Here is a 22896-nt window from a genome sequence, read left to right as displayed (position 1 = left end):
TTGCTCAGGTCAGAGCCGTGATCTTTTCGGACACCGGGGACACCTCGATGGCCACTCCGTTGAGCACCGCGTTGCCCGACAGCGGGTCGAGCAGGCTGCCGTCGAGGAGCTGGTTGACGTTGACTCCGGGGTCGGTGGCGGCGTGGCCGAGCCGGGTGCCGGGACGGTCGTGACCCCAGCCGTGCGGCAGGCTCACCACACCGGGCCGCACGGCGTCGGTGACCTCGGCGGGCGCGGTCACCTCTCCGCCGGCGCCCTTGAGGCGTACGGCCGCCCCGTCCCGTACGCCGAGCCGTTCGGCGTCCTGCGGGTGGATGTGCAGGGTGCAGCGGTTGGAGCCGCCGGTGAGCGCGGGGACGTTGTGCATCCAGCTGTTGTTGGACCGCAGATGCCGGCGGCCGATGAGGACGAGCCCTTCGGGGCGGTGCCGCAACGCCTCCCGCAGCCGGGGCAGATCGCCGGCGATGGGCGCCGGCAGCAGCTCCACCTTGCCGCTGACGGTCTTCAGCGGCTGCGGCAGACGGGACTTCAGCGGCCCGAGGTCGATGCCGTGCGGATGCGCGAGCAGCTTCTGAAGGGTCAGCCCGTCGGGGCGTACGCCGAAGCCGTCGCCGTAGGGGCCGAGGCGCAGCATCATGTCGAGCCGTCGCTCGGGGCCGCTGACGCCGGTGAGCTGCGCGGCGAGTTCCTTGGGGTCGCGGCCGTGCACCGGGGAGTGCGGCTCCTTGACCGCCTTGCCGAGGGTCTGGTCGACGACCATCGCGTCGACGGCGGCGGGGTCGGCGCCGTGCATGCCGGTCGCGGCCAGGATCAGCCGGGCCAGGATCTCGGACTCGGCCATGCGGCCCGGTTCCAGCGGGACGGCCGCGGGGGTGTAGCGGACCTGGTTGCGCACGGCGAGGGTGTTGAAGGCGAAGTCGTGGTGCGGGCTCTGTGAGGGCGGGGGCGGCGGCAGCACGACATGGGCGTGCCGCGAGGTCTCGTTGAGGTAAGGGTCGACGCTGACCATGAAGTCGAGCGAGCCGAGGGCCTTGTCGAGCCGGTCGCCGTCGGGGGCCGACAGGACCGGGTTGGACGCGACGGCGACGAGGGCCCGGATCGGCTCGCCCTCGGCGGTGGCGGTGTCGATCTCCTCGGCGAGCGCGGACAGCGGCAACTCGCCCTTGGCCTCGGGGTGCCGGCTGACCCGGGAGTGCCAGCGCCCGAGCGCGAAGCCGTTGCCGGGGCCGGCGGGGCGGGGTGTCTTGTCGGTGGCGGCCTGCGGGAAGAGGGCCCCGCCGGGGCGGTCGAGGTTGCCGGTGAGGATGTTGAGGACGTCCACGAGCCAGCTGGCGAGGGTGCCGTGCGGGACGGTGCAGCTGCCGATGCGGCCGTAGACGGCGGCGGTCGGGGCGGCGGCGAGCTCGCGGGCCAGGGCACGGATCGTGCCGGCGTCCACGTCACAGGCGTCGGCGACGGACTCCGGGGTGAAGTCCCGTACCTCCGCGCGCAGTTCCTCGACTCCCTGGACGTGCGGGGCCAACTCGCCGAGGGCGACCAGGTCCTCCTCGAAGAGCACGTACGCCATCGCCGCCAGCAGCAGCGCGTCGGTGCCGGGGCGGATCGCGACGTGCCGGTCGGCGAGCCTGGCGGTGCGGGTGCGGCGCGGGTCGATGACGGTGAGGGTGCCACCGCGGGCCTTGAGCGCCTTGAGCTTGCCCGGGAAGTCGGGGGCGGTGCACAGGCTGCCGTTGGACTCCAGGGGGTTGGCGCCGATGAGCAGGAGATGGTCGGTGCGGTCGAGGTCCGGCACGGGGATCGCGAGGGCGTCGCCGTAGAGCAGCCCGCTGGAGACGTGCTTGGGCATCTGGTCGACCGTGGAGGCGGTGAAGACGCTGCGGGTGCGCAGTCCTGCCATCAGGATCGGCGGGTAGAGCGCGCCGGCCACGGTGTGCACGTTGGGGTTGCCGAGCACGACGCCCACGGAGTTGGGCCCGTACCGCTCGACGACCGGGCGCAGTCCGGCGGCGACCGCGTCGAAGGCCTCCTCCCAGGTGGCCTCGCGCAGTTCGCCGTCCCGGCGCACCAGCGGGGTGCGCAGCCGGTCGGGGTCGCCGTCGACGGCGCCGAAGGAGGCGCCCTTGGGGCAGATGAACCCCCGGCTGAACACGTCGTCACGGTCGCCGCGGGCGCCGGTGACGGCGGTTCCCTCGATCGTGAGCGTGAGGCCGCAGGTGGCCTCGCACAGGGGGCAGATTCGCAGTGCGGTGCGGGACACGGGGTCCTCCCGGATGGCGGCGTCAGTGGCGCGGGGACTCGGGCCGAGCATACCGACCGGTATGCATGGAGGGGAGCCCTCTCCGGAGGTGAGGTCGGAAATTCGCGAGAGGCCGGTCCCGCGCCGCGGGACCGGCCGCGGCGGGTGGTCAGTCCAGCACGCGCGCCAGATACGCCCGCAGCAGCTCCCGGGCCTCCTCCAGGATCCGGTCGTCGCCCTCCGGAGCCACCCGGAAGGCCAGGTGGACCAGGGTGTCGGCGGTTTCGACAGAGACCAGGAAGGTCCGGCGCAGATCCTCGTCCGGCTCGCGGTCGAGGTAGCCGGAGAGCAGCTCGGTGAGGCGGTCGGCGACGCGGTGGTTGGGTTCGCCGCGGGTGCCGACGGGGATCTGGTTGCCGAAGTCGACCAGGGAGAAGCCGGGCGCGGTGCGCTTCATGGCGATGTACTCGTCGAGCACGGCGTCCATCGCCACCCGCCAGCCTCCCCCGCCGGCCCTCTCCAGGCGCTCGGTCACCCGGGCGGTGTAGCGCTCGAGGTTGCGCTGGGCGAGGGCGTCGGCCATCTGGCGTTTGTTGCCGAAGAACCGGTAGACCGAGCCGATCGGGACGCCGGCCCGCTGGGCGACGGCCCGGGTGCTCAGGTCGTCGTAGCCGACCTCGTCGAGGAGGTCGGCGCAGGCGTCGAGGATCCTGGTGAGCCGTTCTGCGCTGCGCCGCTGCACGGGCGCCCGGCGAAGCGTTGCTGGATGGGGCACGGTCTTCATGATGCCTTTCCGGCTCGGTCCGGTGAACCCTGCCCCCCGGTACGGAGGCGGGTACCCGGTGCACTCAGTGCTGCGCTCGGTACAGGGGCGGATGCCGTCGGTGCCGGCACCTCGGTCGTCTCCGCGTCCGTCTTCATCTCCGTTCCCGTTCCCGTTCCGGTCTCCGCTTCCGAGGCCGTGACGTCGGCCGTGCTCTCCACGGGGTCGCCGTCCACCGCCCACACCGTGCCGTCGTCGGCGTACAGCCGGACCGTGACCTGGTGCGTGCCGCGCGGGACGAGGTCCGCCGGGAGGCGGTGCTCCAGGGTACGGAGCCGGGTGACGAGGCGACCGTCCACGAACAGGTACGCGAGCCCGCGCCCGGCCACCGCCCGGGCCTCGGCGCCGGCGGGCGAGAAGCGGAAGGCGTGGAGCGTCAGCCGTACGTCCCAGCCGCTCCCTTCGCCGTCCGGGTCCGGCTGGACCTCTATGGCGACCTCGGGCGCCTCGTCCTTGTCGACCTCCCGGTAGTGCCGCCCGTCGTCGTCGGTGTCGTCGAGAACCTTGCCCACCGGGGAGGGCGATACGCCGCCGTCGCCCCGGTCCCGGGCGTCGCCGGAGCCACAGGCGGCGGATCCGGTCAGCAGCAGGACACAGACCGCCGACGCGGCGAGCAGGGTCCGGGTCCATGGCATGCCCGGAGACTAGAACACCGGTCCGACAGCCGAATCCCCCTTGAGTCGGGTCGGCGTCCGTTTCCGGTCGTACCCGCAGAGGAGGACCGGCCGATCTCTTGCGCCGGGGAAATCGCAATCCTACGGTGAAGCATAGGAATCAGATCACTAGGGAGCGATCATGAGCGATGGGGGCACCTCCCGCGCGGACGTGTTCGGGCGTGAGGCAGCGCGGAAGACCGCGGAGGGGCTGACCTACCTCTCCGGCTTCGGCAACGAGCACAGCTCGGAGGCGGTGCCCGGCGCCCTCCCCGAGGGCCGGAACTCACCCCAGCGCGCCCCGCTGGGCCTGTACGCGGAACAGCTGAGCGGTTCGGCTTTCACCGAGCCGAGGGCGCACAACCGCCGCTCGTGGCTGTACCGCATCCGCCCGTCGGCCGCCCACCCGGCGTTCACCCGCACGGACAACGGCGCGATCCGGACGGCGCCCTTCACGGAGTCGGTGCCGGACCCGAACCGTCTGCGTTGGAACCCGCTGCCCGAGCCCGCGCCCGGCACCGACTTCCTGGCCGGCCTGTGGACCCTGGGCGGCAACGGCGACGCGGCCCAGCGCACCGGCATGGCCGTGCACCTGTATCACGCCAACTCCTCCATGGACCGTGTCTTCAGCAACGCCGACGGCGAGCTGCTGATCGTCCCGGAGCGCGGCGGGCTGCTGCTGCGCACGGAGTTCGGGCTGCTGCATGTGGAGCCAGGACATGTGGCGCTGATTCCACGTGGGGTGCGCTTCCGTGTGGAGCTGCTGGACGCCGCGTCCGAGGGCGCGCGGAGCGCGACGGCCCGGGGTTATGTGTGTGAGAACTATGGGGCACCCTTCCACCTCCCCGACCTCGGCCCGATCGGCGCCAACGGCCTCGCCAACGCCCGTGACTTCAAGGCGCCGGTGGCCGCGTACGAGGAGGTCGAGGGCCCGGTGGAGGTGGTGAACAAGTTCTGCGGCAATCTCTGGACGGCCATGTACGACCACACACCCCTCGATGTGGTCGCCTGGCACGGCAACCATGTGCCGTACATCTACGATCTGCGCCGTTTCAATGTGATCGGCACCATCTCCTACGACCACCCCGACCCGTCGATCTTCACGGTGCTGACGTCCCCTTCGGACACCCCGGGTCTCGCCGGCGTCGACTTCGTGGTGTTCGCGCCGCGCTGGCTGGTCGGCGAGGACACCTTCCGGCCGCCGTACTTCCACCGGAACGTGATGAGCGAGTACATGGGCCTCGTCGAGGGCGCCTACGACGCGAAGGCGGAGGGCTTCGTGCCCGGTGGCGGCTCGCTGCACAACATGATGTCGGCGCACGGCCCGGACCGGGAGACGTTCGACAAGGCCAGCGCGGCCGAGCTGAAGCCGCAGAAGATCGACGACGGTCTTGCGTTCATGTTCGAGACCCGCTGGCCGGTGACGCTGACCCCGCAGGCGGCGGGCGCCGACCACCTGCAACAGCGCTATGACGACGTCTGGCTCGGCATGGAGCGTCACTTCCGCCCCTTGCAGTAGAGATCCCCTACCGGTACGGATGGCCCAGTGACCTCCTTCGCCCCGGACTCGATCGTCCTGAACCGCAAGCTGCCGCTCTGGTACCAGGTGTCGCAGTCGCTGCGCGCCTCGATACTGGGCCGCCGACCGCAGGACCCGCTGCGGCTGCCCACCGAGGAGCAGTTGGCGGAGCACTACGGCGTGAGCGTGCTGACCATGCGGCAGGCGCTGAAGGAGCTGGAGGACGAGGGCCTGATCACACGCCATCGCAGGCGCGGCACGTTCATCGAGCCGGACGCCCGCCGGGGCGCCCCCGTGCGGCTGCTCGGCTCGGTGGACGCGATCGTGGCCCAGCAGTCAGGCATGGCGACCGAACTGCTGGACCACGGCAGGGCGCAGGTGCCTGCCGAACTCGCGGAGTACTTCCCGGACGTCGACGAGGTGGCGACGTACCACCGCCTGCGCAGCGACGAGAAGACGGGCGAGCCGACCAACCACGCCCGCAACTACGTCCGCCCCGAACTGGCGGCGCGCATCGACCTGGGCGACCTCGTCCGCTGGCCGATGACGAAGGTGCTGCGGGACGTCGTCGGGGCGGACATCAGCCGCATCACGGACACCGTGGAGGCGCGCCTGGCGGACCCGGAGACGGCGAAGCTGCTCCAAGTGCCCCTGCTGAGCCCGATCCTGCACTACACGGGCGTGACGTACGACGCGGCCGGGTGCGTGCTGGACGCGGCGGTCATCCACTACCGGGGCGACCGCTTCTCCTTCACGGTGACCCTGGACGCCAACTGACCACCGTGTCGGACCCAGGCCGTACGATGCCCAGCGTGACGCACGACGACGCTCCGCCGCTGGCGGACCTCATGCCGTGGTCCGTCGCACCGCCGCGGCTCGGCCGGGGGTGGCCGGCGGGCCCCGACCCGGCGACCCTGAAGGCCCGCTGGGACGCCTTCGTCAAGGCCGAGGGCCCGGACCGGGAGGCCCTGCTGGAGCCGACCCGCTCCCGCACCCTGCACTCCGCGGTCGGCCGACTGCCCGGCGGTTCCGCCGGTACGGAGAAGCTGGTCCGCGCCTCGGGCCCCTGCCCGGAGCCGGTGCGCGTCCTGCACGCCCCCTTCGACGAGCAGTGGCTGATCCCCGACCAGCGTCTGATCGACGCGGCCCGCCCGGAGTTGTGGCGGGTGATCGACGAGCACCAGGTCTTCGTCCTGGAGACGCCGGAGTCCGGCCTGCTGGCGACCTCCGTGCTCCCGCTGGTCCGTCCGGGGCGCGTCCGCCCGCTGTTCCGTCGCCCGGGCGGCACGGAACCCAACCTGGCGCCGGGCCTCGTGGAGCACCTCCGGGACCGGCTGGGCGGGCCGGTCGAGCCGCTGGACCTCCTCGCCTGGACCCTGGCGGCCGTACGCCCCGATCTCACCGTCCCCCTGACCGCCGACGCGGAACTCTGGGCACGCGGCGTGGAGTCGGGCCGCCGCGCCCTGTGGCTGATGCGGCGCAACGGCGACCGCCCGAAACTGCCCGGCGGCCGCCGCCCGTACGTCCGGGCGCCACTCCCCTCCCGCCCGCTGACGCTGGACTACGACCGCGACGAGGAGGCCCTGCTGCTGGACGAGGGCCGCATCTCACCGGTCCCGCCGCAGGCCTGGGACTACGAGGTGGCGGGCGTGAAGGTCCTGGAGCAGTGGTTCACGACCCGCACCGCCGACCCGGAGCCGGGCACCCTGGCGGCTATCCGCCCGCCGACCTGGCCGCAGGCGTGGACGTCGGAACTGCTGGAACTGATCACGGTCCTGACCCTGCTGGCGGAACTGCGGCCCCAGCAGGAAGAGTTGACGGAAGAAGCTTCGATCACGGCAACGGACCTGAGAAAGGCGGGCGTCCTGCCGGTGCCGGAAACGGCCCGCCGCCCGGCCTCAGTCCTGGACCATCACGAGGAAGGGCCAGAAGGCCAATTCGCGTTGATCTAGCCAACCAAGGGGCGCGGGGAACTGCGCGACCAGCCACAACGGCGCCGCACCCGAACAACTACGCATCACGGCACTCGGGGTCAAATGCATCCAGCACCCGCTCCAGCGCCCGCCGGAACACCCCCTCCAGATCGATCGGCCCACTGTCCGCCATGAAGGCGGCGGCAAGGAGCGGATACTTGCCGGTGGCCACCTGACTGCCGAGATACGCGATACGGACCGCGTTCTCCTCCTCCTCGGACCACGGCATGGACCGGGTGCGCTCGGCGGTGGCGATCTCGTTCGCGGTGTACGTCGTCACGACCCCGTTGAGCAGCGCGACCAGCTCCATCTTCACGCTGTAGGGAAGGCCGAGTGGTTCGAGGCAGGCGAGACAGTGCTCCAGGTAGCGCAGGGTGTTGGGGCTGAAGCCGTACACCCCTGACATCAGCCGCGGCACCCAGGTGTGGCGGTGCATGATGCCGCGCGTCTCCTGCGCGTTGCGGATCATGTCGGCACGCCAGTCGCCCGAGGGCTCCCGGATCTCGTGCTCGGCGCCCACCGCGTCGATCATCAGCTCGTGCAGGTCCTCCTTACGGGGGACGTAGTTGTACAGCGACATCGTCCCGCAGCCCAGTTCGGCCGCGACGTGCCGCATGGACACGGCGTCCAGCCCGCGCGCGTCGGCGATGCGCACCGCCGCGGCCGCGATGTCCGCACGCGTGAACGCGGGCCTTGGGCCTCGCCCGGTCCGCTCGGGACGCGCCCAGATCACGCCGGGCTCGGCCGCCTTGCCTGCCATCGATCATCACCTCGACCACCATCCTAGTTACGTACACCGTACGTAGTGCGCTATGGTCGACCCATGACTTCTACGTACGCTGTACTTAGTGAGGGTCTGGAGAAGCGATTCGGACCCAAAGGAGCAGAGGTCCACGCCTTGCGCGGACTCGATCTGGCCGTGGCGCAGGGCACCGTCTGCGGCATCCTCGGCCCGAACGGCGCGGGCAAGACGACGGCCGTACGGCTGCTCACCACGCTCCTGCGGCCGGACGCCGGCTCGGCCCGGGTCGCGGGGCACGACCTGCTCAGGGACCCGGCGGCGGTCCGCCGCAGCATCGGCGTCACCGGCCAGTACGCCTCGGTCGACGGTGACCTCACCGGCCGCGAGAACCTCCGGCTGTTCGCCCGGCTGCACCGGGTGCGCGGGCCGGCCGACCGGGCCGCCGAGCTGCTGGACCGCTTCGGCCTGATGGAGGCGGCCGACCGGCCGGCGTCCACGTACTCGGGCGGGATGCGCCGCCGCCTCGACCTCGCGGCGAGCCTGGTGCGCCGCCCCGACGTGCTCTTCCTCGACGAGCCCACGACCGGCCTCGACCCCGCGAGCCGCAACCGGATCTGGGACGCCGTACGGGAACTGACCTCCGACGGCACGACGGTGCTGCTGACCACGCAGTACCTGGAGGAGGCCGACCAACTGGCCGACGACATCGCCCTGGTGGACCGGGGCCGGGTCGCGCATCGCGGCTCGCCGGCCCAGTTCAAGGCGACCATCGGCGCGCATGTGGAGGTCGTCGTGGCCGACGCGGACGTCCTGGTCAAGGCGGCGGCCGTGCTCGATCAACTGACCGGTTCGGAGCCGTCGTTCGACCACGACCTGCGCTCCGTGGGGGCGGTCACCCGGGACGCCACGCTCACCCTGCCCCGGCTGGTGCGCGAACTCGACGCGGCGGGGGTGCCGTTGCTGGACGCGAGCATCCAGCCGCCGACGCTCGACGATGTCTTCCTTCGACTCACCGAGGAGAGTGCCGCATGAGCACCCTGGCGTACGACAGCGGCGCGATGCTGGGCCGGCAGCTGCGGCGGATCCGCAACAACCCCGGGCTGCTGATCCTGACCCAGACGATGCCGATCACCATGCTGCTGTTCTTCGGCTACGTGTTCGGCAGCGCGCTGGCGATGCCGGGCGAGGAGTACCGGTCCTTCCTGGTGCCGGGGCTCCTGGTGGCGACCGCGGCGAACGGGATCATGACCGGGATGTTCCAGGCCGCCCAGGACACCCACCGCGGAGTGATGGACCGGCTGCGGACGCTGCCGATGAGCCGGGCCGCCGTACCGCTCGGGCAGGCCGCCGCCGATCTGGCCGTGACGGCCGCCGGGACGGTGCCGTTCCTACTGGTCGGGCTCGCGGTGGGCTGGCGGATCGAGGGGTCCGCGCCGGAGGCGGCGGGCGCCGTGGCACTGCTGCTGCTGTTCCGGTTCGCGACGACGTGGATCGGGATCTTCCTGGGGCTGCTCACCCGGAGCGAGGAGGCCGCCGGCCAGCTGGGCGGGGCGACGTTCATCCTGCCGCTGCTGTCCAACGCCTACATTCCGACGGACGGTCTGCCGGGCTGGCTGCGCACCGTCGCCGAGTGGAATCCGATCAGCGCGGTCACCACGGCGCTGCGGGACCTGTTCGGCAACGCGCCCGTGCCGCGGGACGCCGCCTGGCCGGTCGCACACCCTGTCGCCGGGTCACTGATGTGGTGCGCGGTACTGATCGCGGTGTTCGCGCCGCTCGCCGTGCGGCGGTACGGGCGCGGCGAGGGCTGACACCCCGGGTGGGGAGGACCGGGGTTCGCAAGGGCCGTCTCGTCAACGTCCGTACGCGGCTGGAGCGTTGCGTACAGGACGCGGGCCGGTGAACGAGGCGGGGTGGACTTGGGGGACGTGCCCGCGCTCGGGTAGCACTCCGGGGCACCGCTGCTTGCCGTGGGGATGACGGCGGCGACAGCGCGGTGCCGGGACGGAGCCTGCAACCGGGCGCGGGCCTCGTGAGTCGCGCGAGGAACGCCGGTGCGGCTCAGCGCCCGCCGAAGAGCGAACGCCGGAGCCGGCGCAGCGGGGCGAAGAGCGAGACCCGACGGACGCGCGCACCACGGTCGCTGCGCTCGTGCGTCTTGTCACGCGTCGTCAGCTCAAGCATCAGCGAAGTGGCCTCGGCCGCCTCCCGCTGGGGCACGGCGGGACCCGCCAGCACCGAGAGATGGCGGTCGAGACGCGAGCTGGTCGCGCTGCTCCCGCAGGTGATAGCAGGGACCCTGGCCCTGCTGCGCACTGTTATCTGATCCATGTCACTCCCCACCCGTACGAGTCCACCCGGCCCGGGCAGGTTAACCCTATCGTCCCGGTGGGGCACTCGTGTATCGCGGTCACAGGATTCACCTTCCCCGTAAGGGTGTTGACGATTCGTTCGCGGTTACTCTCCGAATCCGACCGATTTCAGGGCGAGTTGGACAACTGGCTGGCTGGTGGGTTGCGGTGATCCCCCGTCGGGCTCGACCGTCACAGCCAGTGACGTCGCCGACTTGTCGAGACCGGACGCGACCAAGGGCGTGTCGCCGTCGAAAAGCCCCAGGGAGCGTGGTTGCACATCGGGGCGCATGAGCCAGAGCTGGTGCACCCGGCCGCTCGGCAGATCGCCGTATCCGCTCAGAGTGACGACGGCGCGCCCCTCGGATGCGGAGGCCAGCACTCCGATCGTCCGGCCCTCGGCGTCCTCGCCGGCGGCCGCCCGGGCGTCGGGAGCGCCCAGAACGTTAGCGATCTCACTCGCCCGCGCCTGCTGGGCGTCCAGCTGATCCTGCGTCCGGTTCGCCTGGACGGCGAAGAGGGAGGCGACGACGAGGGCCGCGGCGGCGGTGGCCGTGGCGAACGGCACGAACAAGGGGCGCGTCCTGGGCGCACGGGAGCGCGGCGGCGGCTGGGTGCCCCACACGTGCGGCGGCAACTGAGGCGCCCGCGCGTGCGCCGACTCCCGCCCGACATGCTCCTGCGGAGTCGCGCGTACGGCGGCCAGGACCCGGTCGCGCATCGCGGCCGGCGGCGCGGCGGCCGTCGACCAGGCGAGGCGCACGGCGTCCTCGGACAGCGCGCGCACCTCGGCGGGACAGCTGTCGCAGGCCCTCAGGTGCTTCTCGAAGCGGAGCCGCTCGCCGGGCTCCAGCGCGTCGAGGGCGTAGGGCGCGGCGAGGGAGTGCAGGTCCTCGCGGCGCAGCAGACGGTCGACGAAGCTCACGCGACTCCTCCCAGGCACTTGCGCAGCTGGGTGAGTCCGTCGCGCATCCGGGTCTTGACCGTGCCCAGCGGCAGGGACAGCCGCTCGGCCACTTCACGGTATGTGTAGCCGTCGTAATAGGCGAGGGTGACCGACTGGCGCTGGAGGGCGGTCAGGCGCTCCAGGCAGCGGCGCACCCACTCGCGTTCGAGGCCGGCCTCGACCTCCTCGGCCACATGGTCGAAGGCGGGGTGGTTCGCGCGCAGGGCCTCGCGCTGCTCGCGCTCACCGGCCGCGCGGGCGCTGCGCACCCGGTCGACGGCGCGGCGGTGGGCGAGGGTGAGGACCCAGGACAGGGCGCTGCCCCGGCCCGGGTCGAACTTCGCTGCGGACCGCCACAGTTCGAGCAGCACCTCCTGCGCCACCTCCTCGGACTGGGCGGGGTCGCGCACCACACGCCGCACGAGCCCGAACACCGGGCCGGAGACCAGGCCGTACAGCTCCTCGAAGGCCTTCTGGTCACCGCCCGCCACGAGCACCAGCAGCTCGTCCGCCTCCAACTCGTCTCCCCCTCCAGCCAGACCGCATCTCGGCCGCCTTGTCCCACGAGGTATTCGCAACGAACACACCTCCGGATGGGGTTACGGATCAACGGACCGAAAAAGCGGGTCGGGCGGCCGAAAAATTTGTTTTCGAGATCGACCAATCCGGCCCGCCCCCCGCTCCGAATCCCGGTGCGTCAGGCAAGTTGGCACTGAGGACGGACGGCATGACACCTAATTCCAGGAGCGGTGCGGGACGCAAGGGCCTCGCGACCCTCGTATGTGGTGCGCTGGCCGCCGGGGGGCTCGCAGCCGCCGGCGTCGCCGCGCTGGAACCGGGGGCGGCCTCCGCCTCCAGCCACCGGGAGGCCCCGCTCATCTCGGGGACCCCGCAGTACGACAACACGGACGTGTACGCGTTCGTCAGCCCGGACAAGCCGGACACGACGACGATCGTCGCGAACTGGATCCCGTTCGAGGAACCGGCCGGCGGACCGAACTTCTTCCCCTTCGCGGAGGACGCGCAGTACGACCTCCACATCGACAACAACGGTGACGCGCAGGGCGAACTGCTGTACCGGTTCACGTTCGACACCCACGTCAAGAACAAGAAGACGTTCCTGTACAACACGGGTGCGGTCGAGTCGCTGGACGACCCGGACCTCAACGTCACGCAGACGTACGACATCGAGCTGATCAAGCTCAAGAACCAGAAGCTGGTCTCGAAGACGAAGGTCGCCAACGACGTTCCGGTGGCGCCCTCGAACGTCGGCAAGGCGTCGATGCCGGACTACGCGAAGCTGCGCGAGCAGGCCGTGCACGAGCTGCACGGCGGCACGACCACGTTCGCCGGTCAGGCCGACGACCCGTTCTTCCTGGACCTGCGCGTCTTCGACCTGCTGTACGGCGGGAACCTCTCCGAGGTCGGCAACGACACGCTCAAGGGCTACAACGTCAACTCCATAGCCCTCCAGGTCCCGACCCACATGATCACCGAGTCGGCGGACCAGCCGATCGTCGGCATCTGGTCGACGACGCAGCGGCAGAACGCCAAGGGCTACTACGAGCAGGTCTCGCGCCTGGGCAGCCCGCTGGTGAACGAGGTCGTCAACCCGATCAAGGACAAGGACAAGTTCAACGCGTCCGCGCCCTGGGACGACGCCCAGTTCCTGAAGAACGTCACCAACCCCGAGCTGCCGAAGCTCATCGAGGGGATCTACAAGATCCCGGCGCCCGACGAGCCGCGCAACGACCTGGTCGACGTCTTCCTCAAGGGCGTCAAGGGCCTCAACCAGCCGCCGCACGTGCGCCCGGCCGAGGAACTGCGCCTGAACACGTCGATCAAGCCGACGGACAAGCCCAAGCGGCTCGGTGTCCTCGACGGCGACAACGCGGGCTTCCCGAACGGCCGCCGGCTCAGCGACGACGTCATCGACGCCTCTCTCCAGGTCGTCGAGGGTGAGCTGCTGGGCGCCAAGAACGACCTGGGCGACGCGGTCGACAAGAACGACAAGGACTTCGAGAAGGCCTTCCCGTACGTCGCCCTGCCGACCGAGGGTTCGCGCGGTCCGCTCGCCAAGGGCACCGACGGCGGCACGGACGTCCGCAGCCAGCTCGGCGACGCCCTCCAGCCGGCCGGCGCCTCCGGCGGCACCGACAACATGGCCCTGATCGCCGGCTCTGCCGGTGCCGGCGCCCTGGGCATCCTCCTCATCGGCGGGGCCCTGATGTGGTGGCGCCGGATGCGGGACCGGGCGTACTAGACGCTCCGCGGGGGTGCGGGGAACGGCCGTAGGTCGAGTGCGTTCCCCGCGCCCCTCAGGGCGTTGCCGGACGCCCCTTTTACTGGCGCGGCCCGCGAAGTACTCATCCCCCACGGCGCGGGCCGCGCCGCAGCACGCGAGAAGAAATCGAGGAGAGGGCATGGCCCCGCGCAAGAACGACGACGCCCCCGAGGACGAGGCCTTTCAGCCCGTCCGGCGTTTGAGGACGAGGCCCGTTCAGGGCCGGAGCGGGGGTCCAGGGGCGGCAGCCCCGGGGGACGGGACGGGTAGGGGCGGCGGGGGCGAGGAACGTGTCGCCGCACTGCGGCGTTTCGCCGCCGCCGCACGGCGTCACCGGGCCCTGCACCTCGCCGGCTGCGCGGCGCTGCTGGCCGTCGCCCTCACCGCCGGCTCCATCGCCCTCGGCGCCGCCCGCGACAACACGGGCCAGCACGTCGCCCCGGCCTCCGCCGCCGTCTCCCCCGGCCTCCTCACCACCGGCGACCTGGACACGGGCATCGCCTCCCTCCAGTCCCACCTCCGCGACCAGCCGAGGGACTTCGGCAGCTGGTCCACCCTCGGGCTCGCCTACGTCGAGCAGGCCCGCACCAAGGGCGACCCCTCCCGTTACCCCCAGGCGGAACAGGCGTTCAAGCGCTCACTCGCCCTGTCCCCCGACAACGACCAGGCCCTCGCCGGCCGGGCCGCCCTCGCCGCCGCCCGGCACGACTTCGAGGACGCCCTGAAGTACGCCGACCAGGCCCTGAAGGTGAATCCCTACAGCGAACGCGCCCTGTGCACCCGCGTCGACGCGCTGGTCGAACTCGGTCGCTACGCCGACGCGGCCAAGGCGGCCGACACCGCCGACGACCGCCGCCCCGGCATCCCGGTCTTCACCCGCTACGCGTACGTGCGCGAGCTGCGCGGTGACGTCCGCACGGCCGAGCGCGTACTGCGACAGGCACTCTCCTCCGCGATCTCCCCAGGCGACCTCGCGTACGTCGCGACACAGCTCGGCCAACTCGCCTGGAACCAGGGGGACTACGACACCGCGCTCACGCACTACGCCCGAGCCCTCGCCGCCGACGAGAACTACCTCCCCGCCCTGGAGGGCCGCGCCCGCGCCCAGGCCGCGAGCGGCGACCGGGCCGGCGCGCTCAAGGGCCTCAAGGACGTCGTCGCCCGCTACCCCCTCCCCGGCCCGCTGGTGGAACTCGGCGAGCTGTACGAGTCGGCCGGCGACAAGGTGAAGGCGGACGACCAGTACGCCCTCGTCGACGCCTGGACGGCCCTCGCCCGCGCCAACGGCGTCAACGCCGACCTCGACACCGCACTCGCGGCAGCCGACCACGGCGACACGAAGTCCGCGCTGCGCGCCGCCCGGGCCGAGTGGGACCGCCGGCAGACGGTGCACACCGCGGACGCCCTCGCCTGGGCGCTGCACGTCAACGGCAAGGACGAAGAGGCCCTCCCGTACGCCCGCAAGGCCACGGCCACCGGCTACCGCAACGCCGCGTTCCTCTACCACCGAGGCGTCATCGAGCACGCCACGGGCAAGGCGAAGGACGCCCGCGAGCACCTGTCGGCCGCTCTGAAGCTGAACCCCGGCTTCTCCCCGCTGGGCGCCCGTCAGGCCCGTACGGCACTGAAGGACCTGGAGGCGGCCAAGTGACTCCCCGTCGTCTGTTCGCCTCCGGCGCCGCCGCTCTCACGGCGGCCTGCGCGCTCGCGCTGTTCGCCTCCCCTCCCGCGAGCGCGCACCCCCTCGGCAACTTCACCGTCAACCGCTACGACGGCCTGGTCGTCGCCCCCGGCGAACTGCGCGTCCACCACGTGGAGGACCTCGCCGAGATCCCGGCGACACAGGCGAAGCCCGACATCGAGAAGGCGGGCATGACGGCGTGGGCCCGGCAGCGCTGCGAAACCGCCGCGCGGGGCAGCGAGGTCACGGTCGACGGCCGTACGGTCGAACTGAAGCTCAGGAGCAGCCGGGCGCGCGTGCGCCCCGGCCAGGCGGGCCTCGACACGCTCCGGGTGGAGTGCCGGCTCTCGGCACCGGTCTCCGAGGGCGCGACCGTCGCCCTCGGTTTCCGCGGCGCGGGCGCGGACTCCGGCCCTGGATGGCGGGAGGTCACGGCGCGCGGCGACCGTATGACGCTCACCGCGTCGGACGTACCGAAGACTTCGGTCTCCGGCGAGCTGACCAAATATCCCGAGGAGTTGCTCTCCTCCCCGGCGGACACCACGACCGCCTCGCTGCGCGTGCGCCCCGGCGGTCCCGCGCTCGCGGAGTCCGAGAAGGACGCCCCCGCCGCCTCGGTCCTGCCGCGTGGTGCCGACCGCTGGACCCGTGCCCTGGACGACCTGGTCTCCCGGCACGAACTCACCTTCGGCTTCGCCGCGCTCGCCCTGGTCATCGCGGTCTTCCTGGGCGCGATGCACGCGCTCGCACCCGGCCACGGCAAGACCATCATGGCCGCGGTCGCCACGGCCCGCGGCGGCCGGGCACGCCTGAAGGACGTCATGCCGCTCGCCGCCTCGGTGACGGTCACCCACACCCTGGGCGTGGTCGCCCTGGGCCTGCTGATCACGGCCGGTTCGGCCGCCGCGCCCTCGGTCATCACCTGGCTGGGCATGGCGAGCGGCGCCCTGGTGCTCGCGGCCGGCACGACCCTCGTACGCCGCGCCTGGCACATCCGACAGCACGGATACGGGCACGGGCACTCCCACGACCACGACCACGACCACGACCACAAGCATCCGCACGACCACAGCGATCACCCCCACGAGCACACCCACGAGACCGACCACGACCACGACCGAGAACCGGTCCTGGTCGCCGCCCACACCCACTCCCCCACCGAAACCCCCACAGCCACCCAGCCCCTCGCCCACACGCACGCCCCCGCACATCCCCATCCCCACCACCCCCACAACCCCGCCCCCAAGCGCGGCATGCTCACCCACACCCACGGCGGTTTCACGCACACCCACTCCACCGCCCCCACCCTCCGCGGCACGATCCTGCTCGGCTTCGCCGGTGGGCTGGTCCCCAGTCCTTCCGCGGTCGTCGTGCTCGTCGGCGCGGCGGCGCTCGGCAAGGCGTGGTTCGGGCTGCTGCTCGTCGTGGCGTACGGCGTCGGGCTCGCCCTGACCCTGACCGCGGCCGGGTTCGCCGTCGTGAAGCTGGGTACCGGTGTCACCCGGGTACTGGACAGGCGCCCGCGCTGGACCGCGCACCCGGTCACGACGTTCCTGCGCAGGACGGCCCCGCTGGCGTCCGCGCTCCTCGTCGTGCTGCTCGGGGCCGGATTGGTGTTCAAGGGGGCGGCATCAGTACTCGGCTGAGCTACTTTTGGGAAGAAATCGCACGGAGTGGAGATTTCGCACGGATGCGAATGGGGGACGCCCGTGTCCGAAGAACACGGCAGTGAACGGGTGATCGCGGGCCGCTACCGCCTCCTGTCCCCGCTCGGCGAGGGCGGCATGGGCACCGTGTGGCGGGCCCGCGACGAGGTGTTGCACCGCGAGGTGGCCGTCAAGGAGGTGCGGGCGCCGGCCGGCCTTGCGACGTCGGAGGTCGAGCGGATGTACGCCCGGCTGGAGCGCGAGGCGTGGGCGGCGGCGCGGGTCGCCAACCGCAATGTCGTCACGGTGTACGACGTGGCCGCGCAGGACGGCCGGCCCTGGATCGTGATGGAGCTGGTCCGCGGCATCTCGCTGGCCGAGCTGCTGGACGCCGAGGGCCCGTTGAGCCCGCAGCGTGCCGCGCACATCGGTGCCGAGGTGCTGTCCGCGCTGCGGGCCGCGCACGACGCCGGGGTGCTGCACCGGGACGTGAAACCGGCCAACGTGCTGATGTCGAACGACGGCCGGGTCGTGCTGACCGACTTCGGCATCGCGATGGTCGAGGGCAGCTCGGCACTGACGATGACCGGCGAGGTCATCGGCTCCCCCGAGTTCCTCGCCCCGGAGCGCGCGCTGGGCCGCACACCGGGCCCGGAGTCGGACCTGTGGTCCCTGGGGGTGCTGCTGTACGCGGCGGTGGAGGGCAACTCCCCGTTCCGCCAGAACACCCCGCTGAGCACCCTGCGCGCGATCGTCGACGACGAGCTGCCCCCGCCGCACCGGGCCGGCCCGCTGGCCCCCGTCATCGAGGGGCTGCTGCGCAAGGACCCGGCCGAGCGGCTGTCGGCCGGGCAGGCGGAGCAGGATCTGCGGATCGTCGGCGCGGGAGGCACGCCCAGCGCGGGCACCGTACGGGCGACCCCGTACGCCCCGACCGTCGCGGCGTTCCCGGCGCCGTCGCGGACCGCCCCGACGGCTCCGGTCCCCGCGCCCGGGCCGACCCGGCCCGTGACTCCCGGCCCGGCGACGGGCCCCGTCCGGCCCGACCGCAACCGGCGTGCCGCGCTCACCCTGATCGCGGGGATCGCCGTCCTCGCGCTGGCAGTGGCGGGGCTGACGTACGCCCTCCTCAACCATGGGGGCGGCGGCGGGAACGCGGGTGACGACGGCACGACGAGCCGGGCGGGCGGCGGGACCTCGCAGAAGGAGACCGAGGACGAGGGCGGCTCGGGCGAGAAGGACAGTCCGTCGCCGAGTCCGAGCGAGAGCCGTACCAGCGCGCCGGCGCCGCAGACGGTGCAGGTGGCGCTGACGGGCTCGAACCTGGAGTACTCGGGGGCGTGTCCGCCGCCGAGCGGTGAGGCGCCCGCCTTCACGGCTTCGTTCACGGTGGGGCGGCTGCCGGCCGAGGTCACCTATCGGTGGGTGTCCGAGGACGGCAAGGTGATGGACCAGGGCTGGAAGACCCTGTCGTTCCCGGAGGGCGGCGGTCGGACGAAGCAGGACCGGGCGTTCGTGACGACGTACGACGACGACGGGACCTTCGAGAATCAGATCAGCGTCGAGGTCCGCGACCCGGTGAAGACGAAGTCCAACTCGGTGCCGTTCTCGGTGACATGTGAGACGGAGACCCCGACGGGCGGGGTCTCGCAGACGCCGAGCGGGTCACCGGAGTCGTAGCGGAACCGGCTCGGCGGGGGTCTCAGGCCGCGCTGTTCAGGACCGGGAGATAGCCACCCGACTGGCCCGCGGCCGTCGGGTGGTACGACTCGGGGATGTTGAGCCAGTTGACGGCGTGCATCCACGAGCTGCCGGAGCAGAGTTCGTGCCCGGTGAAGGTGGTCCGTACGTCACCGAAGGCGAACCCGTGGTTCAGGGCGCGCTTCTCGGCGGCCGCGTCGATGTAGTCGGCGGCTCCGTTGAGCGCCTTGCGCTTGGTCTCGGACAGGCCGAGGCACCCCGTCGCGCCCAGCTTGTAGAAGCGCGGGTAGCCCAGCACGACCACATGGGCGGTGGGGGCCTTGGCCCGGATGGCCGAGTACACGGTGTCGAGCCGGCCGGGCAGTGTGGAGTCGACGAACGCCTTGGCGGTGTTGATGCGTGAGACGCACGCGCTGTCGGACTGGAGCACACAGGTCGTCATGATGTCCGCGAAACCGGCGTCGTTGCCGCCGATCGAGATGGACACCAGTGCGGTGGCGGAGCTGAGCGGACCGAGTTGACTCGCGGTCACATCACCCGTTTGAGCGCCCGAGCAGGCGGTGAAGTCGAACGACGAGGGTGAGTTGGCGGCCGCCCACAGGTAGGGGTACGCCTTCGTGCTGCGCTTGCAGTCGCCGCTGGAGCTGATGTAGCTGCCCGAGCCGAGGCCCGAGGAGTAGGAGTCGCCGAGGGCCACGTACCCGCCGATCGCGGCGGAGTCGGCGGCCTGCGCGGTGGCTGCCCCGGTGAGGGCGGTGCCGACGGCGAGGAGGAGTGAGGCGACGTATACGGAAAGTCGGGAACGTCTCATGGAACCTCCCTATAGCAGGATCTCTGCCATAACCGTCGTACCAACTACGCGTGTTGACGGGAAGTGTCCATGCCAAGACTTTTCCGGGCATCGCGGCCCTCAACCTATGAGTGGCTTATGAGTTTGATTTCGTGTTCATGACAAGCTTGTTGACAGGTCGTCAACTCTCTTGTCCGTCACCGGTGGACCACAGATCCTTTACCTCGGCCTGGAACGGGAACGCGACGTTCCGGGCTGTGCGTGCGCCCCCGCACGCACCCCCCACATGTGCGCCCACCACATGCGCACCGCCTGGAGGAGGACTCCCTCGCAATGGCACAACTGCGTAGCAAGAACTTCCGGTTCGCCGCGATAACCGGCCTGGCGACCGCCGCCCTCGTCGGCGGACTCACCGCCCTCCCCGCCCAGGCCGCTCCGGCCGAGGGCAAGGTCCTGGCCGCCGGCTCCCCCACCGCCGTCAAGGACAGCTACATCGTCACGCTGAAGAGGAGCGCCGGCCTCAAGGCGGCCTCCGGTGCCGGCAAGAGCCTGGTCAAGGAGTACGGCGGCTCGGTGGACAAGACGTTCGGCACCGCGCTGAACGGCTACTCCGCCACCCTCTCCGCGACCGAGGCCAGACGCCTCGCCGCCGACCCGGCCGTCGCCTCCGTCGAGCAGAACCAGCGCGTCCGGCTGGCCGACACCACGCAGACCAGCGCCCCCTGGGGCCTGGACCGCATCGACCAGGCCGCGCTTCCGCTCTCGGGCACCTACACCTACCCGGACAGCGCCGGCAGCGGTGTGACGGCGTACGTCATCGACACCGGTGTGCGCATCACCCACCAGCAGATCAGCGGTCGGGCCGCCTACGGCTACGACGCCGTCGACGGCGACACCACCGCCTCCGACGGCAACGGCCACGGCACCCATGTGGCCACGACGATCGCGGGCAGCACCTACGGCGTCGCCAAGAAGGCGAACATCGTCGCGGTCCGGGTGCTGGACAACAGCGGCTCCGGCACCACGGCGGGCGTGATCGCCGGCATCGACTGGGTGACGGCGAACCACTCCGGCCCCTCGGTCGCCAACATGTCGCTCGGCGGCTCCGCCTCCACGTCGCTGGACACCGCGGTCGCGAACTCCATCGCGAGCGGGGTGACCTACGCGGTCGCGGCCGGCAACAGCAGCGCGAACGCCTCCTCGTACTCCCCGGCCCGCGTCGCCACCGCGATCACGGTCGGCGCGACCACCAGCTCCGACGCCCGGGCAAGCTACTCCAACTACGGCTCGGTGCTGGACATCTTCGCGCCTGGTTCGTCGATCATCGCGGGCTACAACACCAGCGACACCGCCACCGCCACGCTCTCCGGCACCTCGATGGCCACCCCGCACGTCGCCGGCGCCGCCGCGGTCTACCTGGCGAGCCACACCTCGGCCACCCCGGCCGCGGTGGCCTCCGCACTCACCGGCGGCGCCACCGCCAACGTGGTCACCAGCCCCGGCAGCGGCTCCCCGAACCGGCTGCTGAAGCTCGTTCCGTGACCCGCGCGAGCACCATCTGAACCAGCGGTCCCCGCAGGCCCCACGCCTGCGGGGGCCGTTCGTGCGCGGCGGGACCCGAACACATGTCAAGAGGTCGTTCGCATCTTGACGACCGGCGCGGCACTGAGCCACATTGAAGCCCGGCATCCGGCGCTTCGGGGGGCAAAGTCGCCAATGCAGACCTTACGTATCAAGGCACGTATCAAGACAGACTCGGCCGACGACGCCGAGCGTGCGCGACCAGGTCCGGGGAGGGACCTGACGGCGCTGCTCGCGGGCGCCGCGACGGCCGTGGGGGTGATCGGCGCGGTCCTCGCGCTGGTCGACTCCGACTCGCCGCTGCGCGGACCCTTCACCCTGTTCTTCCTGCTCGCGGCACCCGCCGGGGCCATCGCCGCCGCGCTGCGCGGGCTGGAACCGTTCGGCCGGGCCGTGGCCTCGGTTGCGGGCGCGGTCGTGGTCAACATGCTGGTGGCCCAGGGCATGCTCGCCGTGCACCGGTGGTCGGTACGCGGCGGAATCGTGGCCGTGACCGCGATCAGCGCCCTGATTCTCCTGCTGGTTCTGCTGAGGCGGCTGAGCGGCCGTACGACCCGAAGGCGGACTGACTGACGTGGACATCAGCGTGTACCGTCCCGGAGAGCTCAGCTCCGCCGACCGGGCGGCGTGGACATCGATGCAGTCCAAGGCCCATCTCCAGGGCTCGCCCGAGCTCGCCAACCCCTTTCTGTCGCCCGAGTTCACGCTCGCCGTCGGCCGCTGCCGGCGCGGGGTGCGCGTCGCGGTGGTGCGGGAGGGCGGCGAGCCGGCCGCGTTCTTCCCGTTCCAGCGGACCGCGTCCGGCGTGGGCCGGGCCATCGGCCTCGGCGTCTCGGACGCCCAGGGCGTGGTGCACCGGCCCGGGTTCACCTGGGAGGCCCGGGAGCTGCTGAAGGCGTGCGGGCTCGCCGTATGGGAGTTCGACCATCTGGTGGAGGGCCAGGTGGCGTTCGCGGCGGAGGCCTCCGGCACGTTCCCGTCCCCGGTCATGGACGTCGACCAGGGGTACGAGGCGTATCTGGCCCAACTCCGGGAGCGCTCACCGAAGTTCACTCGGACGACGCTCGCCAAGGAGCGCAAGCTCGGCCGGGACCACGACGGCGTGCGGTACGTGCACGACGAGCGGGACCCGGCGGCGCTGCGCACGCTGATGGCCTGGAAGTCGGCGCAGTACCGCAGGACCGGGCGCAGCGACCGCTTCGCGCACGCGTGGATCACGCTCCTGGTGGAGCAGCTGTTCCACACCCGCTCGGAGCCGTTCGCCGGGATCCTGTCGGTGCTCTACGCCGGCGGCAGGCCGATCGCCGCGCACTTCGGGCTGCGTACCGAACGGGTGCTGGCCTGCTGGTTCCCGGCGTACGACCCGGCGTTCTCGAAGTACTCGCCGGGTCTGGTCCTGCATCTGCGCATGGCCGAGGCGGCCGCCGCCGACGGGATCGCGTACCTCGATCTCGGCCGGGGCCAGAAGGAGTACAAGGACTCCCTGAAGACACGCGAGCTGACGGTGTCGGAGGGGTGGGTGACCAGGCGTCACCCGGTCGCGTTCGGACACCGGGCACGCCGTGCCCCGGTCCGGGCGCTGCGCAACACGGTGCAGACCCGGCCGGAGCTGTTCGAACCGGCGGACCGGCTCCTCAAACGTATGGGGAAGATCCGGTCCGGAAATAGCTAACTCCGGTCAAACCAACAAAAACGTGAGGGCTCGTTCCAGCTCTTGCCATACTGGCTCAATCGTCAATACCGTCGTATATCTCACTCGCATCGGACGGTCGGTCGCGGCTCTGGGGGAGGGCTCAAGAACCGCGACGGTCCCGGCGCGGGGCGCGGTAGGGGGGTGCTCGGTGAAGGTGTCCGCACTTGAGTCCGAGTCGTGCCGCGCGACCGGCTGCCGCTTTTCGGGTGGCCGGCCAGAAATGCCAGCTCACCACACGCGTACGGGGATTCGTTCTGCCGTGCCGTGAGTGAGAAAC

At 71.5% G+C, this 22896-nt stretch carries 20 protein-coding genes; 12 read left to right on the top strand and 8 right to left on the bottom strand.

The genetic code is table 11. From position 1 onward, the window contains the following. Positions 1-4 precede the first annotated feature (4 nt). The 3 genes from CP983_RS34410 to CP983_RS34400 all read right to left on the bottom strand — a co-directional run bounded on the left by CP983_RS34410 (position 5) and on the right by CP983_RS34400 (position 3694). A complete protein-coding gene (locus tag CP983_RS34410; RefSeq protein WP_150503941.1) occupies positions 5-2257 on the bottom strand; it encodes a molybdopterin oxidoreductase family protein in 2253 nt (750 codons plus the stop codon). A gap of 148 nt (positions 2258-2405) precedes the next feature. After that, complete coding sequence (locus CP983_RS34405; RefSeq protein ID WP_107909194.1) at positions 2406-3020, bottom strand: TetR/AcrR family transcriptional regulator; 615 nt, start codon at positions 3018-3020, stop codon at positions 2406-2408. Further along, on the bottom strand, positions 3017-3694 hold the full coding sequence (locus tag CP983_RS34400; RefSeq protein WP_150503939.1) for a hypothetical protein: 678 nt from the start codon (positions 3692-3694) through the stop codon (positions 3017-3019). The genes CP983_RS34405 and CP983_RS34400 overlap by 4 nt, the downstream gene beginning before the upstream one ends. A gap of 160 nt (positions 3695-3854) precedes the next feature. On the opposite strand from CP983_RS34400, the gene hmgA reads away from it, so the two are divergent. Genes hmgA through CP983_RS34385 form a run of 3 tightly spaced genes read left to right on the top strand, consistent with a single transcriptional unit; the run spans position 3855 to position 7183 of the window. Continuing rightward, a complete protein-coding gene (hmgA, locus tag CP983_RS34395; RefSeq protein ID WP_150503937.1) occupies positions 3855-5231 on the top strand; it encodes a homogentisate 1,2-dioxygenase in 1377 nt (458 codons plus the stop codon). A gap of 27 nt (positions 5232-5258) precedes the next feature. Beyond that, entirely contained in the window at positions 5259-6008 is a 750-nt protein-coding gene (locus CP983_RS34390; RefSeq protein WP_150503935.1) for a GntR family transcriptional regulator, read from the top strand. Positions 6009-6034: 26 nt separating this feature from the next. Then, entirely contained in the window at positions 6035-7183 is a 1149-nt protein-coding gene (locus CP983_RS34385) for a type ISP restriction/modification enzyme (RefSeq protein ID WP_150503933.1), read from the top strand. 58 nt (positions 7184-7241) lie between these two features. Here CP983_RS34385 and CP983_RS34380 read toward each other — a convergent pair whose 3' ends face one another. Beyond that, positions 7242-7964: a TetR/AcrR family transcriptional regulator gene (locus CP983_RS34380; RefSeq protein ID WP_150503931.1), complete on the bottom strand. Its 723-nt coding sequence runs from the start codon at positions 7962-7964 to the stop codon at positions 7242-7244. Positions 7965-8027: 63 nt separating this feature from the next. Here CP983_RS34380 and CP983_RS34375 point away from each other — a divergent pair, with 63 nt between their 5' ends. Both CP983_RS34375 and CP983_RS34370 read left to right on the top strand, forming a co-directional pair. Beyond that, on the top strand, positions 8028-8978 hold the full coding sequence (locus CP983_RS34375) for an ATP-binding cassette domain-containing protein (protein ID WP_150503929.1): 951 nt from the start codon (positions 8028-8030) through the stop codon (positions 8976-8978). Further along, complete coding sequence (locus tag CP983_RS34370; RefSeq protein ID WP_150503927.1) at positions 8975-9757, top strand: ABC transporter permease; 783 nt, start codon at positions 8975-8977, stop codon at positions 9755-9757. Before CP983_RS34375 ends, CP983_RS34370 begins: the two co-directional genes overlap by 4 nt. 250 nt (positions 9758-10007) lie before the next feature. Here the strand turns inward: CP983_RS34370 and CP983_RS34365 are convergent, their stop codons facing one another. From CP983_RS34365 to CP983_RS34355, 3 genes are all read right to left on the bottom strand, one after another. Next, the gene (locus CP983_RS34365; protein ID WP_030956439.1) at positions 10008-10277 is read right to left on the bottom strand and encodes a hypothetical protein; all 270 of its coding nucleotides are present in this window, start codon (positions 10275-10277) and stop codon (positions 10008-10010) included. Between the two features lie 126 nt (positions 10278-10403). Then, the gene (locus tag CP983_RS34360) at positions 10404-11222 is read right to left on the bottom strand and encodes an anti-sigma factor (protein ID WP_107909186.1); all 819 of its coding nucleotides are present in this window, start codon (positions 11220-11222) and stop codon (positions 10404-10406) included. Further along, positions 11219-11761: a sigma-70 family RNA polymerase sigma factor gene (locus CP983_RS34355; RefSeq protein ID WP_093745449.1), complete on the bottom strand. Its 543-nt coding sequence runs from the start codon at positions 11759-11761 to the stop codon at positions 11219-11221. Before CP983_RS34355 ends, CP983_RS34360 begins: the two co-directional genes overlap by 4 nt. 209 nt (positions 11762-11970) lie before the next feature. On the opposite strand from CP983_RS34355, the gene CP983_RS34350 reads away from it, so the two are divergent. The 4 genes from CP983_RS34350 (at position 11971) to CP983_RS34335 (ending at position 18534) form a co-directional block, all read left to right on the top strand. Continuing rightward, positions 11971-13506, top strand: coding sequence for a DUF4331 domain-containing protein (locus CP983_RS34350; protein ID WP_125527869.1), 1536 nt, complete (start codon positions 11971-11973; stop codon positions 13504-13506). Between the two features lie 160 nt (positions 13507-13666). Then, positions 13667-15178: a tetratricopeptide repeat protein gene (locus CP983_RS34345; RefSeq protein ID WP_150503925.1), complete on the top strand. Its 1512-nt coding sequence runs from the start codon at positions 13667-13669 to the stop codon at positions 15176-15178. Next, complete coding sequence (locus tag CP983_RS34340) at positions 15175-16854, top strand: sulfite exporter TauE/SafE family protein (protein WP_150503924.1); 1680 nt, start codon at positions 15175-15177, stop codon at positions 16852-16854. The genes CP983_RS34345 and CP983_RS34340 overlap by 4 nt, the downstream gene beginning before the upstream one ends. A 63-nt stretch (positions 16855-16917) precedes the next feature. Beyond that, positions 16918-18534 (top strand): serine/threonine-protein kinase, encoded by a 1617-nt coding sequence (locus tag CP983_RS34335; RefSeq protein WP_107909184.1) that lies wholly within the window; start codon positions 16918-16920, stop codon positions 18532-18534. Between the two features lie 22 nt (positions 18535-18556). Here the strand turns inward: CP983_RS34335 and CP983_RS34330 are convergent, their stop codons facing one another. Continuing rightward, the gene (locus tag CP983_RS34330; RefSeq protein WP_150503922.1) at positions 18557-19366 is read right to left on the bottom strand and encodes an SGNH/GDSL hydrolase family protein; all 810 of its coding nucleotides are present in this window, start codon (positions 19364-19366) and stop codon (positions 18557-18559) included. Between the two features lie 312 nt (positions 19367-19678). Here CP983_RS34330 and CP983_RS34325 point away from each other — a divergent pair, with 312 nt between their 5' ends. The 3 genes from CP983_RS34325 to CP983_RS34315 all read left to right on the top strand — a co-directional run bounded on the left by CP983_RS34325 (position 19679) and on the right by CP983_RS34315 (position 22598). Continuing rightward, positions 19679-20887, top strand: a complete 1209-nt coding sequence (locus CP983_RS34325) for a S8 family peptidase (protein WP_107909183.1) — start codon at positions 19679-19681, stop codon at positions 20885-20887. A 174-nt stretch (positions 20888-21061) separates the two neighbouring features. Beyond that, entirely contained in the window at positions 21062-21499 is a 438-nt protein-coding gene (locus CP983_RS34320) for a hypothetical protein (RefSeq protein ID WP_229914957.1), read from the top strand. 1 nt (position 21500) lies between these two features. Beyond that, a complete protein-coding gene (locus CP983_RS34315) occupies positions 21501-22598 on the top strand; it encodes a GNAT family N-acetyltransferase (RefSeq protein WP_150503920.1) in 1098 nt (365 codons plus the stop codon). Positions 22599-22896 lie beyond the last annotated feature (298 nt).

The organism is Streptomyces chartreusis (assembly GCF_008704715.1).
Classification (GTDB): Bacteria; Actinomycetota; Actinomycetes; order Streptomycetales; family Streptomycetaceae; genus Streptomyces; species Streptomyces chartreusis.
This window is presented reverse-complemented; position numbering and strand designations above follow the sequence as displayed.

What these genes read in the sequence shown, in the direction of transcription:
- CP983_RS34405 (WP_107909194.1), bottom strand. Translation starts at nt 3,020, where the DNA reads ATGAAGACCGTGCCCCATCCAGCAACGCTTCGCCGGGCGCCCGTGCAG.
- CP983_RS34400 (WP_150503939.1), bottom strand. Translation starts at nt 3,694, where the DNA reads ATGCCATGGACCCGGACCCTGCTCGCCGCGTCGGCGGTCTGTGTCCTG.
- hmgA (WP_150503937.1), top strand. Translation starts at nt 3,855, where the DNA reads ATGAGCGATGGGGGCACCTCCCGCGCGGACGTGTTCGGGCGTGAGGCA.
- CP983_RS34385 (WP_150503933.1), top strand. Translation starts at nt 6,035, where the DNA reads ATGCCCAGCGTGACGCACGACGACGCTCCGCCGCTGGCGGACCTCATG.
- CP983_RS34380 (WP_150503931.1), bottom strand. Translation starts at nt 7,964, where the DNA reads ATGGCAGGCAAGGCGGCCGAGCCCGGCGTGATCTGGGCGCGTCCCGAG.
- CP983_RS34375 (WP_150503929.1), top strand. Translation starts at nt 8,028, where the DNA reads ATGACTTCTACGTACGCTGTACTTAGTGAGGGTCTGGAGAAGCGATTC.
- CP983_RS34370 (WP_150503927.1), top strand. Translation starts at nt 8,975, where the DNA reads ATGAGCACCCTGGCGTACGACAGCGGCGCGATGCTGGGCCGGCAGCTG.
- CP983_RS34365 (WP_030956439.1), bottom strand. Translation starts at nt 10,277, where the DNA reads ATGGATCAGATAACAGTGCGCAGCAGGGCCAGGGTCCCTGCTATCACC.
- CP983_RS34350 (WP_125527869.1), top strand. Translation starts at nt 11,971, where the DNA reads ATGACACCTAATTCCAGGAGCGGTGCGGGACGCAAGGGCCTCGCGACC.
- CP983_RS34345 (WP_150503925.1), top strand. Translation starts at nt 13,667, where the DNA reads ATGGCCCCGCGCAAGAACGACGACGCCCCCGAGGACGAGGCCTTTCAG.
- CP983_RS34330 (WP_150503922.1), bottom strand. Translation starts at nt 19,366, where the DNA reads ATGAGACGTTCCCGACTTTCCGTATACGTCGCCTCACTCCTCCTCGCC.
- CP983_RS34325 (WP_107909183.1), top strand. Translation starts at nt 19,679, where the DNA reads ATGGCACAACTGCGTAGCAAGAACTTCCGGTTCGCCGCGATAACCGGC.
- CP983_RS34320 (WP_229914957.1), top strand. Translation starts at nt 21,062, where the DNA reads ATGCAGACCTTACGTATCAAGGCACGTATCAAGACAGACTCGGCCGAC.